Source organism: Vibrio sp. JPW-9-11-11 (assembly GCF_013369335.1).
In the GTDB taxonomy this organism is placed as follows: Bacteria; Pseudomonadota; Gammaproteobacteria; order Enterobacterales; family Vibrionaceae; genus Vibrio.
On record NZ_SZQJ01000005.1, the window covers coordinates 249,068 to 263,394 of the forward strand.

16 protein-coding genes are annotated in these 14,327 nt (G+C 45.5%); 10 read left to right on the top strand and 6 right to left on the bottom strand.

The window, feature by feature from the left end; genetic code table 11:
- Nucleotides 1-5 precede the first annotated feature (5 nt).
- Together FCU94_RS06965 and FCU94_RS06970 are read right to left on the bottom strand one after the other, a co-directional pair.
- Nucleotides 6-1,190, bottom strand: a complete 1,185-nt coding sequence (locus FCU94_RS06965; protein ID WP_255199239.1) for an FIST signal transduction protein — start codon at nt 1,188-1,190, stop codon at nt 6-8.
- Complete coding sequence (locus tag FCU94_RS06970; RefSeq protein WP_176287622.1) at nt 1,190-1,552, bottom strand: hypothetical protein; 363 nt, start codon at nt 1,550-1,552, stop codon at nt 1,190-1,192. The genes FCU94_RS06965 and FCU94_RS06970 overlap by 1 nt, the downstream gene beginning before the upstream one ends.
- Nucleotides 1,553-1,809: 257 nt before the next feature.
- Here FCU94_RS06970 and ccoN point away from each other — a divergent pair, with 257 nt between their 5' ends.
- The 10 genes from ccoN to uspE all read left to right on the top strand — a co-directional run bounded on the left by ccoN (nt 1,810) and on the right by uspE (nt 10,752).
- Nucleotides 1,810-3,237: a cytochrome-c oxidase, cbb3-type subunit I gene (gene ccoN, locus FCU94_RS06975; protein WP_176287821.1), complete on the top strand. Its 1,428-nt coding sequence runs from the start codon at nt 1,810-1,812 to the stop codon at nt 3,235-3,237.
- Nucleotides 3,238-3,250: 13 nt separating this feature from the next.
- Nucleotides 3,251-3,871 carry a cytochrome-c oxidase, cbb3-type subunit II gene (ccoO, locus tag FCU94_RS06980; protein ID WP_176287822.1) on the top strand — a complete coding sequence of 207 codons (621 nt, stop codon included), beginning with the start codon at nt 3,251-3,253 and terminating at the stop codon, nt 3,869-3,871.
- A 16-nt stretch (nt 3,872-3,887) separates the two neighbouring features.
- Nucleotides 3,888-4,064: a cbb3-type cytochrome oxidase subunit 3 gene (locus FCU94_RS06985; protein WP_004745916.1), complete on the top strand. Its 177-nt coding sequence runs from the start codon at nt 3,888-3,890 to the stop codon at nt 4,062-4,064.
- Nucleotides 4,061-5,041: a cytochrome-c oxidase, cbb3-type subunit III gene (gene ccoP, locus FCU94_RS06990; protein ID WP_176287823.1), complete on the top strand. Its 981-nt coding sequence runs from the start codon at nt 4,061-4,063 to the stop codon at nt 5,039-5,041. Before FCU94_RS06985 ends, ccoP begins: the two co-directional genes overlap by 4 nt.
- 88 nt (nt 5,042-5,129) lie before the next feature.
- A complete protein-coding gene (locus tag FCU94_RS06995; RefSeq protein WP_176287824.1) occupies nt 5,130-5,609 on the top strand; it encodes a FixH family protein in 480 nt (159 codons plus the stop codon).
- A 6-nt stretch (nt 5,610-5,615) separates the two neighbouring features.
- Nucleotides 5,616-7,988 carry a heavy metal translocating P-type ATPase gene (locus FCU94_RS07000; RefSeq protein ID WP_176287825.1) on the top strand — a complete coding sequence of 791 codons (2,373 nt, stop codon included), beginning with the start codon at nt 5,616-5,618 and terminating at the stop codon, nt 7,986-7,988.
- Nucleotides 7,989-8,153, top strand: a complete 165-nt coding sequence (gene ccoS / locus FCU94_RS07005) for a cbb3-type cytochrome oxidase assembly protein CcoS (protein WP_176287826.1) — start codon at nt 7,989-7,991, stop codon at nt 8,151-8,153.
- Entirely contained in the window at nt 8,150-8,824 is a 675-nt protein-coding gene (locus FCU94_RS07010; protein WP_176287827.1) for a sulfite exporter TauE/SafE family protein, read from the top strand. The genes ccoS and FCU94_RS07010 overlap by 4 nt, the downstream gene beginning before the upstream one ends.
- A gap of 88 nt (nt 8,825-8,912) precedes the next feature.
- The gene (locus tag FCU94_RS07015) at nt 8,913-9,662 is read left to right on the top strand and encodes an FNR family transcription factor (protein WP_004414051.1); all 750 of its coding nucleotides are present in this window, start codon (nt 8,913-8,915) and stop codon (nt 9,660-9,662) included.
- A gap of 142 nt (nt 9,663-9,804) precedes the next feature.
- Nucleotides 9,805-10,752 carry a universal stress protein UspE gene (gene uspE, locus FCU94_RS07020; RefSeq protein WP_176287828.1) on the top strand — a complete coding sequence of 316 codons (948 nt, stop codon included), beginning with the start codon at nt 9,805-9,807 and terminating at the stop codon, nt 10,750-10,752.
- 70 nt (nt 10,753-10,822) lie between these two features.
- Here the strand turns inward: uspE and ttcA are convergent, their stop codons facing one another.
- The 4 genes from ttcA to FCU94_RS07040 form a co-directional block, all read right to left on the bottom strand.
- A complete protein-coding gene (ttcA, locus tag FCU94_RS07025; RefSeq protein WP_176287829.1) occupies nt 10,823-11,716 on the bottom strand; it encodes a tRNA 2-thiocytidine(32) synthetase TtcA in 894 nt (297 codons plus the stop codon).
- Nucleotides 11,717-11,912: 196 nt separating this feature from the next.
- Nucleotides 11,913-12,572 carry a DUF2987 domain-containing protein gene (locus FCU94_RS07030; protein ID WP_176287830.1) on the bottom strand — a complete coding sequence of 220 codons (660 nt, stop codon included), beginning with the start codon at nt 12,570-12,572 and terminating at the stop codon, nt 11,913-11,915.
- Between the two features lie 11 nt (nt 12,573-12,583).
- Entirely contained in the window at nt 12,584-13,405 is an 822-nt protein-coding gene (locus FCU94_RS07035; RefSeq protein WP_176287831.1) for a glucosaminidase domain-containing protein, read from the bottom strand.
- The gene (locus FCU94_RS07040; RefSeq protein ID WP_176287832.1) at nt 13,398-14,201 is read right to left on the bottom strand and encodes a hypothetical protein; all 804 of its coding nucleotides are present in this window, start codon (nt 14,199-14,201) and stop codon (nt 13,398-13,400) included. Before FCU94_RS07040 ends, FCU94_RS07035 begins: the two co-directional genes overlap by 8 nt.
- Nucleotides 14,202-14,327: the final 126 nt, after the last annotated feature.

Consider the following 14,327-nt stretch of genomic DNA (forward strand, 5'->3'; position numbering starts at 1 on the left):
GTTGTTTAGTCCGAATAGAAAGTCGCAGAAGAGATCATTAAATTACCGTGACCATTGTTACCATTGATAAAACGTCCTTGCTCACCAAATGTAAATGGGCAGATAAACGGGAGTTCTCCCATCTCCTGCTTGATCGTGGCATAAACTTTCTCTATGTCTTCATCTAAATAAAGCATAGCACCGGCGCAAATGACACAAACGGCGCCGGCTAAGTGGCCGTTTTCTACTGCTTGGCGTTTGGCTTCTTTTATAACTCGCGCGGGCCTAGCGATGAGTTGTTCTTTGTCTCCAGACATCAAAGTAACCTGCTCACCTTCTTGTATATCCGTAAACAATAAAATACCGCCAGTTTCGGTGGCAGATACAGGATGGGAAAGCTTGAAGTAAGGTTGCTCGTATAGCTTCCCCGCGATTCGCCCCAATGGATAACGAGTGACAAGTTCGAATTTAAACTGTTCAGAAACACGTATTTGACTGTGCTGAAAGATCCAATCTAAGTAAACGTCTTGAGCGGGCTGTTGATCAATCTCTAATATCTCTCTGCCCACAGCTTTAGTAATTAATCCTGTGTACTCGGTGGGTGAATAGCCACAGCTGAAACCGGTTGAAAGCGGTTTTGAAGCAAACACCAACTGAATAGCGAGCCCTTTATTTGTCGCGCCGTCTTCGGTAAATACGGACCATTGCCCTTTAATTGCATTGTCTGCTGCGGTGGCACCAATCAGTGGAACTGGCGTTTTGAATACGCTGTCGATGGATTTGATCAACGTCTCTTCCATACCCGGTGTACTGTGAACAATAGCAAAACGGGGAACTTCGCCTGTGCGATTAGCTTTGTCCAACGCTATGCTGATTGCTTGTTTGGTCGCTTCAATAGATTCTGATTGGGTGTCAAACGTCATCAAAGCGGAACCGTAAGCGTGAGACTTGCTGTCATAAATCGCCATGACTCCCAACACTGAGCCAAAGTGGACACCACGTTCGGTCATTATGCCTTTGCACGTTGAACAGCCAATAATTGAAACGTTTGGTAATGCATGCTTAAACGCTTTTCTAAGCTTATCCGCGCCGTAATTTTGGGTGAAATAGCAGACCAAACTGACGAGGTTGGTGGTGGTCAGTTTAGCAACCAGCTCTTCAACGGCGATTTGCTCATTTAACTGGTGGGTGATGTGAGTTTTAAAATCCATTAACGTATGCTGATAACGACATTTTTGTTTTGGCCGGACACGTTAACAGTGAACTGCCACTCTTTTAATGACTCAGGGTAAGAAAATGTCCAAAAGTCGCCTTTTTGAGTCACATTTATTGCCGTCTGACTGACGAGTATCGCTACTTCGGATGTGTCTGTCTGGATCTCTCCCTCAGTGCGATTAAATTGACCGACAAATCTTACATCGTTTACATAAAAGACACACTCCTGCCCCTCAAGACACGAGACAAATTCTTGTGATGAATGCCCAACAGTTCGCCAAATAAACGCACTAACTAGTAGGGTTAACATGATGATTATTTGAACAAAACGCCCACGAGTAAGTTTTTCGGCAGCCATTTGAGGGGTTCTCCGTGTAACAAAGTTCAAAGTTTTAAAATAAAAGGCCAAAACCTGACCGACTGTAAGGTTACTACTCTGTCATTGAATTGTTAAATGCAGTATAGTTGGCGGCTGAAAATGCCACTTTTTTTAAAAATCGGCAAGAATTATTAACCGACTGATACGGTTCTGTTTTTCTTTATGGTTTGGGTGGCATTACGACATGTGTCGTGTTGGAAGTAAAGTGTAGTTAATTAGAAATTGGAAGCATGCAAATGAGCCAAGAAAAGCAGCTTGAACAAAACTACAACTATACAGTCGTTCGTCAGTTTACCTTAGTGACTATTCTCTGGGGTATTGTTGGCATGGCTGTTGGTGTTTTGATTGCCGCTCAATTAGTTTGGCCACAGCTAAACTTTGATACGCCGTGGTTGACGTACAGTCGCTTACGTCCTCTGCATACTAATGCGGTTATTTTTGCGTTTGGTACAAGTGCTCTGTTCGCAACGTCTTACTACGTTGTGCAGCGTACCTGTCAAACACGTTTATTTGGTGGCCCTCTTGTCGCCTTCACCTTCTGGGGTTGGCAAGCCATTATTTTAGCAGCAGCCATCACTCTGCCACTCGGTTTTACATCGGGTAAAGAGTACGCTGAGCTAGAATGGCCTATCGACATTGCCATTGCCGTTGTCTGGGTCTCTTATGCGATCGTGTTCTTCGGAACTCTGATTAAGCGTAAAACCTCACACATCTACGTAGCAAACTGGTTTTTCGGTGCCTTCATCATCACTGTTGCGGTTCTTCATATCGTTAACAGTATGGCAATCCCTGTCTCAATGGGTAAATCGTACTCGATTTATTCTGGTGCAGTCGATGCCATGGTTCAATGGTGGTACGGTCACAACGCAGTAGGTTTCCTACTGACCGCTGGTTTCCTAGGTATGATGTACTACTTCGTACCTAAACAAGCTGAACGCCCAGTCTATTCTTACCGTCTATCTATCGTTCACTTCTGGGCTTTAGTCTCTCTTTATATTTGGGCGGGCCCACACCACCTGCACTACACTGCGCTTCCAGACTGGACGCAATCGCTAGGTATGGTGATGTCACTGGTTCTATTCGCACCTTCTTGGGGTGGTATGATCAACGGTATTATGACCCTATCTGGGGCATGGCATAAACTCCGTTACGACCCTATCTTACGTTTCCTCATCGTATCACTATCGTTCTATGGTATGTCTACGTTTGAAGGTCCAATGATGTCAATTAAGACAGTAAACGCTCTGTCTCACTACACTGACTGGACAATCGGACACGTACACTCAGGTGCGTTAGGTTGGGTAGCAATGGTATCGATTGGTTCTGTTTACCACCTAGTTCCACGCCTATTCGGTCAAGAGCGTATGTACTCTGTTGGCCTAATCAATACGCACTTCTGGTTGGCAACGATTGGTACGGTTCTTTACATTGTTGCAATGTGGATTTCCGGTGTAATGCAAGGTCTGATGTGGCGTGCAGTTAACTCTGACGGTACGTTGACTTACAGCTTCGTTGAGTCTGTTCAAGCGTCTTACCCGTTCTACTTTGTACGTTTCCTAGGTGGCTTTATCTTCCTAGCTGGTATGTTCCTAATGGCATACAACACGTACAAGACGGTTACAGCGCCAAAAGATAGCCTTAAAGCTATCCCTCAGCCGGCATAAGGAGATTTAAAGAATGAGTTCTAATTCTAACAATCGCCACGAAATTGTTGAACGCAATGTCGGTCTGCTAGCGATTCTTATCGTTTTTGCCATCAGTTTGGGGGCTCTAGTCGAAATCACCCCACTGATTTTCCAAAAACAAACCACCGAGCCTGTTGAGAACTTACGTCCTTATACTGCGCTTGAAATGGAAGGTCGAGACATATACATCCGCGAAGGTTGTAACGTATGTCACAGTCAGATGATTCGTCCATTTCGCTCTGAAACCGAGCGTTACGGTCACTACTCTGTTGCTGGAGAAAGCGTGTACGAGCACCCATTCTTATGGGGTTCTAAGCGTACTGGCCCTGACCTTGCTCGAGTGGGTGGTCGTTACTCTGACGAGTGGCACCGAGTTCACCTTATCGATCCACGTGAGTTGGTTCCTGAGTCAAACATGCCAGGTTTCCCATGGCTAGCTGACAATGTTCTTGATGGTAAGGACACAGAGAATAAACTACGAATTTTCCGTGATCAATTTGGTGTTCCATACACAGACGAACAGATCGCAAACGCGTCAAAAGAAGTAGAAGGTAAAACAGAGATGGATGCCATCATTGCTTATCTTCAGTCTCTTGGTCACGCAATGAAGTAATTAAAGGGGTGACATTATGGATATCGGTACTATTCACAGTATTTGGACCATAGTTCTGTTTGTTAGCTTTCTCGGCGTGGTTTGGTGGGCATACGGCAAAAGTCGCAAGGCTCGCTTTGATGAAGCCGCTAACCTTGTTTTCGCTGATGAGCAGAAAGCGCCTGAAAAAGAACAAGGAGTGACTAAGCAATGACGACGTTTTGGAGTCTTTGGATAATCATCATCACGGTCGGTACTCTTGTCGGCTGTGCTGCACTACTTATTTGGTGCCTTAAAGATAAAATGGGCGTTGAAGAGGGAGCAGACATGGGGCACGAGTACGACGGTATTCGTGAACTTAATAACCCACTACCTAAGTGGTGGACTTACCTTTTTGTTGGCACGTTTGTATTTGCGGCAATTTACCTAACCCTTTATCCAGGGCTAGGCAGCTTCAAGGGTGTGTTAGGTTGGCAGAGTTCTGACCAAACCGTTCGCACTGTTGAAGAGTCAAAAGCTTCAATTGCAATGTCTCAAGAAAACAAGCATTTGGTTCAGTATGCAAAAGAGCTTGATGACGCAGAAACCTATTTCGGTGAAGCGTTCAAAAAGCTTGCTTATGTCGATGGTTCTTCTGAGCTTCGTCCTATCCCCGAAATTGCAGCGGATAGCGAAGCAGTAAAAGTTGGTCAACGTCTGTTCTTGCAAAACTGTTCTCAGTGTCATGGTTCGGATGCGCGCGGTCAAAAAGGTTTCCCTAACCTAACTGACGATGCATGGCTTTACGGCGGTGAGCCTCAAGCGATTGTGACAACCTTGACGCAAGGCCGTATTGGTCAGATGCCATCATGGAAAGACGCGCTCGGCGAACAAGGCGTAAAAGAAGTGGTAAGCTATACACTTAGCCTGTCAGGTCGTTCTGTGAATGCTCGTGAAGCTGAAGCCGGTAAAGCTCGATTCGTTGTATGTGCAGCGTGTCATGGCACAGATGGTAAAGGTAACCCAGCGGTTGGTGCTCCTGACCTAACAGATCAATACTGGTTGTTTGGTGGTTCACGCGCAGATGTGACAGAAACTGTCATGAATGGTCGTTCTGGTGTGATGCCTGCTTGGAAAGACATTCTAGGTGAAGACAAGATTCAACTTGTTTCTGCCTATGTTTGGAGTCTAAGTAATACAGAGAATAAGTAACATTTCAATAACGGTCCCTATCATAGGGACCGTCTTTCCTTTATTGTTAAAGCCCTAATTTTTAAATCTTTTTATTGAGAACTTTTTTATGGTAAAGCCTTGGTATAAGCAGTTCTGGCCGTGGTTCCTAATCATTTTGCCACTGACCGTTGTTGTATGGACTATCATCACCGTTGTTGTTTTCTCGAAAAACTCGGTCTCGTTGGTGACTGAGGATTACTATAAAAAAGGTAAAGGCATCAACATCGATATTTCGAAGCAGAATATCGCTAAAGAACTTGGACTCTCTGCTCAAGCATACTCTCAAGGTAATGATATCGTCATTGAGTTCGACAAAGGTCAACTCGAACACTTTCCTGCTATTACCGCCATGTTCGCCCATCGAACGCTGCCTGACCGTGATTTCAAGCAATTACTGACCTCTGACGCCAATGGCCTTTACCGCTTTACATTGAGCGACGAGCTTCAAGGCCCTTGGTTTATCGAACTTACACCTCATGATGAACAATGGCTTGTTCAAGGTCGGGTCACTTTCCCGACCACCACTTCTGTCCCTCTGACAAACTAAGCGCTTATGTGTAAATCGTGTTATCACTGCGGTGAAGATGTACCAGCCAACACGGATTTTAACGTCGAGATTCTCGGAGAGTCGAGAACCATGTGTTGTCCTGGGTGTGAAACGGTCGCTCAAACGATTGTTGATAGTGGACTCGTTTCCTATTATCAGTATCGGACTGCGCCTGCAGAAAAGGCGGACCTCGTACCCGAACAGTTGCAAGCTTTGATTCATTACGACAATGATGAGGTTCAATCTGAATTTGTACGAAATAGCGAGAACAGTGCTGAGGTGACATTGTCACTTGAAGGGGTGTCGTGTGCTGCATGCGCTTGGCTAATCGAAAAGCAAGTCTCTAACAAGTCTGGGGTCGTCTCGATTCGTGTCAACACCACCACCAATCGTGCCTTGCTTGCTTGGGATAAGACTCAAGTTCGCTTAAGCGAACTGCTCTCTTTGATTCATCAACTCGGATACAAAGCGGCTCCCTTCGAAGCGGACCAACAAGAAGCAGCTTACCATCAACAAATGAAGCAGTATTTGTACCGACTCGGTATCGCAGGCCTTGCAACCATGCAGGTCATGATGTTGGCGGTGGCGCTTTATCTAGAAGTATTTGGTGATTTAGAGCCGGAGTTTAAAAACTATTTCCGTTGGGTAAGTTTGATCTTTGCTACACCGGTGATGCTCTACTCTGCACTGCCGTTTTACCTTAACGCTTGGCGGAGTATCCGTGGCAAAACGCTTGGCATGGATGTCCCCGTATCTATCGCGATGATATTCGCGTATGTGGCAAGCCTAGTGGCAACGGTAACCGAACAAGGAGAAGTATTCTTCGAATCCATCTCTATGTTTGCTTTCTTCTTACTGGTTGGGCGTTTCTTAGAAATGCGAGCTCGACGCAAAGCCGCCGCCGCGAGTGGCAATTTGCTCAAGCTTATTCCTGCGATCGCTAATAAGTTGAATGGAGAACAAGTACCGGTCAAAACGTTAAAAATTGGCGATCAAATCCGTGTGTTGCCTGGCGAGCATGTTCCCGCAGACGGTAAAATCATCTCCGGCCGAGTGCATATTGATGAGTCCATGTTAACCGGAGAATCCTTACCTGTGGTCAAACAGGTGGACGATTCGGTATTCGCAGGAACCTTAAACGGCGAAGAGGCATTTGACCTCGAAGTCACGTCATCCAAGGCTGATTCAATGATATCCAATATCGTCCGTCTACAAGACGAAGCGCAGCTATCTAAGCCTAAAATTGCAGAGATTGCTGATATTGTCGCGCGCTATTTCGTCGCCATTATATTGGTTATTGCAGCTGGAACTTGGTTCTATTGGCACGCCAGTAATCCCGATGATGCGTTTTGGATAATGCTGTCGGTATTGGTCGCGACCTGCCCTTGTGCTTTATCTCTTGCGACGCCAACCGCGCTCACTTGTGCAACATCGCGTATGGGTAACTTGGGAATTTTGCTGCGTAAAAGCCATGTCTTTGAAACCTTGTGTCAGGTGAATCATCTCATTGTCGATAAGACAGGTACGCTGACCCATGGTGATATCGTTATCGACGAGGTTATCCTTCATGACGATAGCTCTGAGGAGCGCGTACTGGCGATAGCCGCCTCGCTAGAAGCTCATGCAAATCACCCTATTGCTCGTGCGTTCAGACGTTATGCCGATATCAACATCAGCGTCGACCAGGTCGAAAATGTCATCGGATCAGGGATTCAAGGGGATTTTAACGGCGGCAAAGTTAAGATCGGCAGCGCACAATTTGTGTTGGGCGACGCGTGTTTGGCACAAGCGAACTGTGTCTACCTCTCACTGAATGATCAGCATATTGCCACTTTCCGATATCAAGACCCAATTCGGTTGGAAACGAAACAGTTTATAGAAAAGTTCCAACGCACTGGCGTCAAAGTGACGTTGCTAACGGGCGATATTGAGCACAACGCTCAATTGGTTGCCAGTCAAATTGGCATTGAAAATGTAATCGCTGGCGCTAAGCCGCAAGATAAATTGAGCTATTTAAAGAGCGTCGATAGTGATGACATCACCATGATGATTGGTGATGGGATCAATGACGCCCCTACTCTTGCTGGTGCGCACTTATCGGTGGCAATGGGAAGCGGTGCCGATGTAGCAAAAGCCTCTGCAGACATGGTGTTGCTGGGTGATAGATTAGACCGGATTTTGGAAGCGCGGGCGCTGGCTCTGCAAACGCGCAAAATTATTCGAGAAAACCTTGCTTGGTCACTTGGTTATAATGTGCTGATTCTACCATTGGCGGTGATGGGGTTTGTTGCGCCTTATTTTGCTGTCGTTGGTATGTCTGCGAGCTCAATTATTGTAGTATCTAACTCTCTACGCTTGCTCAAAGAAAAAGGTAAGTAAATGGAAAGCCTTTATATTCTAATCCCTATCGCCATTGTTTTGGTCTGTGTTGCGGTTGCTGTGTTCCTCTGGGCCGTTAAGAGTGAGCAGTTCGAGGATCTTGAACGCCAAGGACACAATATTTTATTTGACGAAGACGACCACAAAAAGAACCCACCTAAATGACCCCAGATTGGATTGGCGCGTTTTTTATTGGATTGGTTGGCGCAGGTCACTGCATGGGTATGTGTGGTGGCATCGCCTCTATGTTGTCGATGGGCCAAGCTCAACCTTCCAAGTTGACACCTCTGTTTTATAACCTCGGCCGTTTGGCCAGTTACGTCCTGTTTGGGGCGATCATCGGAGGTACTGTTTCTACGATTTCTCAAGTGAGCCAAGTCAACGATGTGTTGGTATGGCTTAGATTAGCCGCCGCCATATTCATGATCTTACTCGCTGGTTATATTGGGCGTTGGTGGCAAGGTTTACTCTATGTTGAAAAACTCGGTCAATCACTTTGGCGTCTGATCTCACCCGCGGCAAAATCGCTTTTACCATTGCGCTCGCCGACCTACGCCATTCCTTTTGGCTTTGTTTGGGGGTGGCTGCCGTGTGGGTTAGTTTACTCAACGTTAACTTGGGCAGCGGTATCGGGAAGTGCCACCAACGGGGCGTTAGTGATGCTGGCTTTTGGTCTAGGAACACTGCCCGCAATGCTACTGGTTGGCCACACTGCCACTCAATTAAATAAGCTGCAATCTTCTCACACATTTCGACACATAGTCGCGGTCACAATCTTGCTTTATGGACTCTATACAGGCTATGGCGCGCTTAAACTATTATCAATAAACTTGTAGTTAACTGTTTTAGCGACTCTTTTTACACTACCCTTTACGCCTAATGGGTGCTAAAATATTGATGTATATCAAATAGTGAAAGGTTGTTATGATTTCTGAAAAGCCTGCAACAAAGCGAATTCAGTCCGGTGGCTGTGCTATTCACTGCCAAGACTGTAGCATCAGTCAGCTTTGTATCCCGTTTACACTGAATGAGTCTGAGCTTGATCAGCTCGATCAAATCATTGAGCGTAAAAAGCCAATCCAGAAAGGACAAGAGTTGTTTAAAGCCGGAGATGAACTCAAATCTCTATACGCAATTCGTTCAGGCACAATCAAGAGCTACACCATTACCGAGCAAGGTGACGAGCAAATTACAGCCTTCCATCTTGCGGGTGACTTGGTTGGTTTCGATGCGATTACTGGCGATCTACACCCTAGTTTCGCTCAGGCGCTAGAAACTTCGATGGTGTGCGAGATCCCATACGAAATTCTTGATGACCTATCGGGTAAAATGCCAAAGCTGCGTCAGCAAATCATGCGTTTAATGAGCAACGAAATCAAAGGCGACCAGGAGATGATCCTATTGTTGTCTAAGAAGAATGCTGAAGAACGTTTAGCCGCTTTCTTATATAATCTTTCTACTCGTTTTTCTCAACGCGGCTTCAGTCCACGCGAGTTCCGTTTAACCATGACTCGTGGCGATATCGGGAACTACTTGGGTTTGACAGTCGAAACCATCTCCCGTTTATTAGGCCGCTTTCAGAAGTCAGAAATCCTCAGTGTCAAAGGTAAGTACATCACGATTCTTGATCACGATGCGCTGATGGAACTAGCTGGCGTTTCGACAGAATCGTAATATCTTTCAATGATGTAGCTCGCTTTTCAAATGAAATAGAGCTACATCATACTTCTCTGATTATCCTGCAATTATTACTAATACTCTCGCCCTAACTAAGCTACATTAATCATATAGCCCTCCTCTTCTCTAAGGAGAATATATGAGTATCTACAACAAGATTTTGGTCGTAGCAGACATCAATAAAGACGAACAACCCGCGTTGGCACGTGCCATTCAGTTGGCCGAAAAAAGTCGTTCACCAAGTCGAGTCACTTTCTTTTTGTCTATTTACGATTTCTCATACGATATGACCTCCATGCTCTCTGTGGATGAACGTGATGCGATGCGTCGTGGCGTTATCCACCAACGCGAGCAGTGGATGAGGAAGATCGCCAAAGATTATGTCAATGATGGAATAGAGTTTGACGTTCGGGTGGTTTGGCATAACCGACCTTACGAAGCGATTATTGCAGAGGTCTTTTCTGGCGAACACGACATCGTAATCAAAGGCACACGCAAGCATGATGTCCTTGAATCGGTGATCTTTACTCCGACAGATTGGCATCTGTTACGTAAGTGTCCATGCCCTGTCCTATTAGTGAAGAATGAAGATTGGCCTGCTGATGCGAGTATTCTAGCGTCGGTGCATGTTGGTTCAGAAAACGATACTCACCTTGGTCTTAATGATGCCATGGTCGAACAACTGAACAGTCTTACCGAGCGTTTGGGCGCTAAACCCTACTTGGTCAATGCGTACCCTGTTACCCCCGCTAATATCACGATTGAGCTGCCAGAGTTTGACCCTGCGACTTATACCGATGCTGTACGAGGTCACCACCTCACGGCGATGAAGGCGCTACGTCAGAAGCATGGCTACGATGAAGAGCATACAGTGGTTGAACAAGGTTTACCTGAAGACGTCATTCCTCAAGCAGCAGAGCGATTAAACGCTGCTATGGTCATTATCGGGACTACCGGCCGCACTGGACTATCAGCGGTATTTATCGGTAATACTGCTGAGCATGTGATTGATAAAATCAACTGTGATGTGCTCGCGTTAAAACCCCAAGGGTATATTAGCCCTCTCGATCCAAAAACCGCGATCTAACGTTTAGCGAAACAAAAAAGGAAGATAGCAACTATCTTCCTTTTCTATTCCATCAAACTCGGCTCAAAGTTTAAACATTGGTTACGTCGATAAACATCGACTCATCTATGTTGGTTGATGAAACTGTGGCTTCGCTAAATTCGTACTGATCTCGATTCCCATCTCGATCCAATGGTAAGTTTTCAAAGTCAAACAGGTTTCTATCTGCTAGCTGGCTTGGGCTGACGTTTTGAATCGATTTAAATATCGCCTCGACGCGACCAGGCGTTTTCTTGTCCCACTCTATCAGCATTGCTTTAATGGCTTGACGCTGAAGATTCTCTTGAGAACCACACAAGTTACACGGAATAATCGGGAATTGCTTGTGTTCAGCGTATTTGATCAAGTCTTTTTCTCGACAATATGTCAATGGCCGGATCACGACATTTCGCCCATCATCGGAGCGCAGCTTTGGTGGCATGGCCTTTAAACGCGAACCATGGAACATGTTCAAAAACATGGTTTCAACGATATCATCCATATGATGGCCAAGCGCCAACTTGGTCGCACCAATCTTTTCAGCAAATGAGTAAAGTGTTCCACGACGCAAACGCGAGCAAAGACCACAGGTTGTTTTCCCTTCCGGGATTTTTTCTTTAACAACTGAGTAGGTGTCTTTGTCAACGATGTAGTATGGGATGTTCAGCGTTTCAAAGTAGTCAGGCAGTATATGCTCGGGGAAGCCTGGTTGCTTTTGATCTAAGTTAACCGCGACCACGTCAAATTTAATTGGCGCCGCTTTTTGCAGATTCAATAGGATATCCAACATCGCGAATGAATCTTTACCCCCGCTGATACAGGCCATGACAACATCACCCTCTTCGATCATGTTGTAATCTGTGATGGCGTTACCAACATTTCTTCTCAGGCGTTTTTGAAGCTTGTTGAATTCGAGGGTTTCTTTTCTTGTATCTACTTGTGTCATTGCGTGCTCTCACATTGTCGGAGTAACCGACAGTAGGACATCCTAATGTGTTTATTTGGGGCGTGGATTATACGAGCTTTTTAGACAGGATTAAATGCTTGTAGGCGGAACACTAGGTGAAAAGTGAGGTAATTAGAACGTTTGGGGCTGGTTTATCTCAACAAAAAAGAAAAGGTCGCCTGGCGCGACCTTTAAGCTAGTTGGCTTTAGGCAAGTATGGTAAGACTCTCGCAGTTTCTTGCGGCAGAGTCATGCTTCCCCCGACTCCAATCTCGTCTAGGGCAACTTGTACCTTGCCATCGACGATGGGTTTTGTGGCGCCGTTTGAAAATACGATTTCTGAGTTAAGATCATCAGCAAACTCCATAGTGACGCCCTCAACGTCAGGCGTAAACCAACTGGCAAACATGCCACCTAACTGCTCTAGAATGGCTTGCATTTGAGGTAATAAAACTTTCACTTGGTCATAACTGACTTCACCAGACATTGGCTGTTTTGTCATGACGACCATTGAGAAATCACAACGTTGGTCCATTGGCGTATGGACAAATACTAATGGGTTTGCCGAGCGAAGGTTGTTATCTAATGGCACCACGACTTCTTTGTAGGGTGAAATCTCAAGCTCTTCATAATGCTCTTCTTTTTCCATCCACGCTTTTTCAATTTGACACAACTGCTTGGTGTCTGCATTTAAAAAGAAGAAGCCTACCTTGACATCTTCATGGCCCTCTTTGGCATTCTGCTTCATGTGAGAGAAGAGTTTTGAATAGGTAAACATATATTCTTGGGCGTGAGCAGGTAGTGCCACCGCCGTTGCCAGCGCAGCAGTGAATAGGGCTAAGGTTACTTTTTTCATTGATATCTTTCTTATTGATTTGCCAGGGGAGTTTCCCAGAATGACGCATTGTGCCTGATCATCGCTTGGAGATCATTGACGTAGGCCTCACCACGTTCAGAGTACTTGAGTAATCCACGAGTTAATGCCATAGCCGCATCAGTATCGCTCAAGCTTTGGCCCGCTAAGTGGCGCTCATAGCGAATTTGGCGTAAGTCATGGTATGCATTGTTTCGGTTTACGTTCATAAAGTAACCATAGATGGATTGTTGTACCGAACGGAATTTGGCAACTTCATGAGTCATGCCTTCACTGCGTTGTTTCGGAACGAGTCCGCACCCTGGTGAGTAACACCATTGGCCAAAATAGTTATTGGCTTGGGTTGCAAAACGCGATGTGCCCCATGCTGACTCATTGGCGCCCTGAACCAGCACGAGTGCTTCAGGAATGACATCCACACGGTGTAGCATATCATCGAGCCATTCTTTGGTTACGCCCTCGAGAGTAAGCTCCAAGTTGTAGAGGTTACCTAGACGCTTGGCGTCTTGAATGTCGTTCGAAGACAAGCTTTGCTGCTCGAAGTTTGCTTGAATCGCTTCCAAGCGTTGACGTTCGTGACGAACGCGTTGATTCTCTAACGCGATTCCCGGTCTTAGATAGTCAAAGAACGCTTGTTTTTTTAGTGTAACGTCACCTATCGCGGCGAAATCAGGCGCATCCCCTACTTTGCGTGCTTGGGTTTGCGACGTTACGGTCTCGGTCACGGCCTGCTGGGTATTTTTCTCGTAGCTATAAAAACTACAGCCAGCAATAATGCCAGCTGCAGCAATAGCAACAAATTCACTTTTACGCATTGAACACTTGTGAATCGTCATCATTGTCATCTTTATCTTGTGGTCGGTCAGAGGCGACAATTTTTAGCTTAATGCCAAACATGTTGCGGTAAATGACGCCTTTTACGTGGAAGAAAAACGGCAATACGATAATCAAACCAATGCCATAGAACATCATTCCGAGTACGAACATAATTGAAATGAGAAGGTAAATGCCCGCTAGGACGAGGAGCTTTTTATTGACAGCGCGAAGCGACAACAATAGAGATTGCATTGGCGGAATTTGCTTCTCACAAATAAGTAAAATCGAGTTACTAAACGCTAACGATAAGTAGAGGGATAAGAACGGGAAGATCATTCCTGCCACGCCTTGTAACATCAGACTAAACAGAGTCGCGAGAATTACAGGCACAGTGTGTTGTAATCCTTTACCAATATGACGCGGTTTAGTCGCAAGCCCGGCGGCATGGCTCATCGCCATTAAGCTAATGCCCGCATAGATTGGCGCGCTGATCACTTCATAGCTGAAGTTGGCGACCATGATGGCTGTGAAAATGCTCGGGTCAAACGCTTCTGAGTTAGTAAAAGCATCGATTATGATGCCCGGATTCCCCAACTGCAGTTTTAACGCAATGTAAAAAATAGCGAGCTGTAATGCTATCAGTATTACGATAGAAGGCGAGAAAGAGAGAAAGTTCTTCATCGTATGTTGCCAAGCTTCACGTAATATGTCGCCTGCTTTGAGTTCGTAGTCGCCAGAAAGCGCTCTATCGATGCTCCCACCTAAATTGAAATCTTTTTCAATGTCATTATTCATTCTTGAATCCAATACCTAATGAACAGTGTCACCAAGCTAATCTGATGATTGAAATTAATGTCATTATACTGCAAGCGCTCAAAGTCTAAAAACGGTTCTCCAACATCAACTTGCTTTCTTGATTGA

Coding starts and splice junctions, on each gene's coding strand:
- FCU94_RS06965 (WP_255199239.1), bottom strand. CDS start 1,190: ATGGATTTTAAAACTCACATCACCCACCAGTTAAATGAGCAAATCGCC.
- FCU94_RS06970 (WP_176287622.1), bottom strand. CDS start 1,552: ATGGCTGCCGAAAAACTTACTCGTGGGCGTTTTGTTCAAATAATCATC.
- ccoN (WP_176287821.1), top strand. CDS start 1,810: ATGAGCCAAGAAAAGCAGCTTGAACAAAACTACAACTATACAGTCGTT.
- ccoO (WP_176287822.1), top strand. CDS start 3,251: ATGAGTTCTAATTCTAACAATCGCCACGAAATTGTTGAACGCAATGTC.
- FCU94_RS06985 (WP_004745916.1), top strand. CDS start 3,888: ATGGATATCGGTACTATTCACAGTATTTGGACCATAGTTCTGTTTGTT.
- ccoP (WP_176287823.1), top strand. CDS start 4,061: ATGACGACGTTTTGGAGTCTTTGGATAATCATCATCACGGTCGGTACT.
- FCU94_RS06995 (WP_176287824.1), top strand. CDS start 5,130: ATGGTAAAGCCTTGGTATAAGCAGTTCTGGCCGTGGTTCCTAATCATT.
- FCU94_RS07000 (WP_176287825.1), top strand. CDS start 5,616: ATGTGTAAATCGTGTTATCACTGCGGTGAAGATGTACCAGCCAACACG.
- ccoS (WP_176287826.1), top strand. CDS start 7,989: ATGGAAAGCCTTTATATTCTAATCCCTATCGCCATTGTTTTGGTCTGT.
- FCU94_RS07010 (WP_176287827.1), top strand. CDS start 8,150: ATGACCCCAGATTGGATTGGCGCGTTTTTTATTGGATTGGTTGGCGCA.
- FCU94_RS07015 (WP_004414051.1), top strand. CDS start 8,913: ATGATTTCTGAAAAGCCTGCAACAAAGCGAATTCAGTCCGGTGGCTGT.
- uspE (WP_176287828.1), top strand. CDS start 9,805: ATGAGTATCTACAACAAGATTTTGGTCGTAGCAGACATCAATAAAGAC.
- ttcA (WP_176287829.1), bottom strand. CDS start 11,716: ATGACACAAGTAGATACAAGAAAAGAAACCCTCGAATTCAACAAGCTT.
- FCU94_RS07030 (WP_176287830.1), bottom strand. CDS start 12,572: ATGAAAAAAGTAACCTTAGCCCTATTCACTGCTGCGCTGGCAACGGCG.
- FCU94_RS07035 (WP_176287831.1), bottom strand. CDS start 13,405: ATGCGTAAAAGTGAATTTGTTGCTATTGCTGCAGCTGGCATTATTGCT.
- FCU94_RS07040 (WP_176287832.1), bottom strand. CDS start 14,201: ATGAATAATGACATTGAAAAAGATTTCAATTTAGGTGGGAGCATCGAT.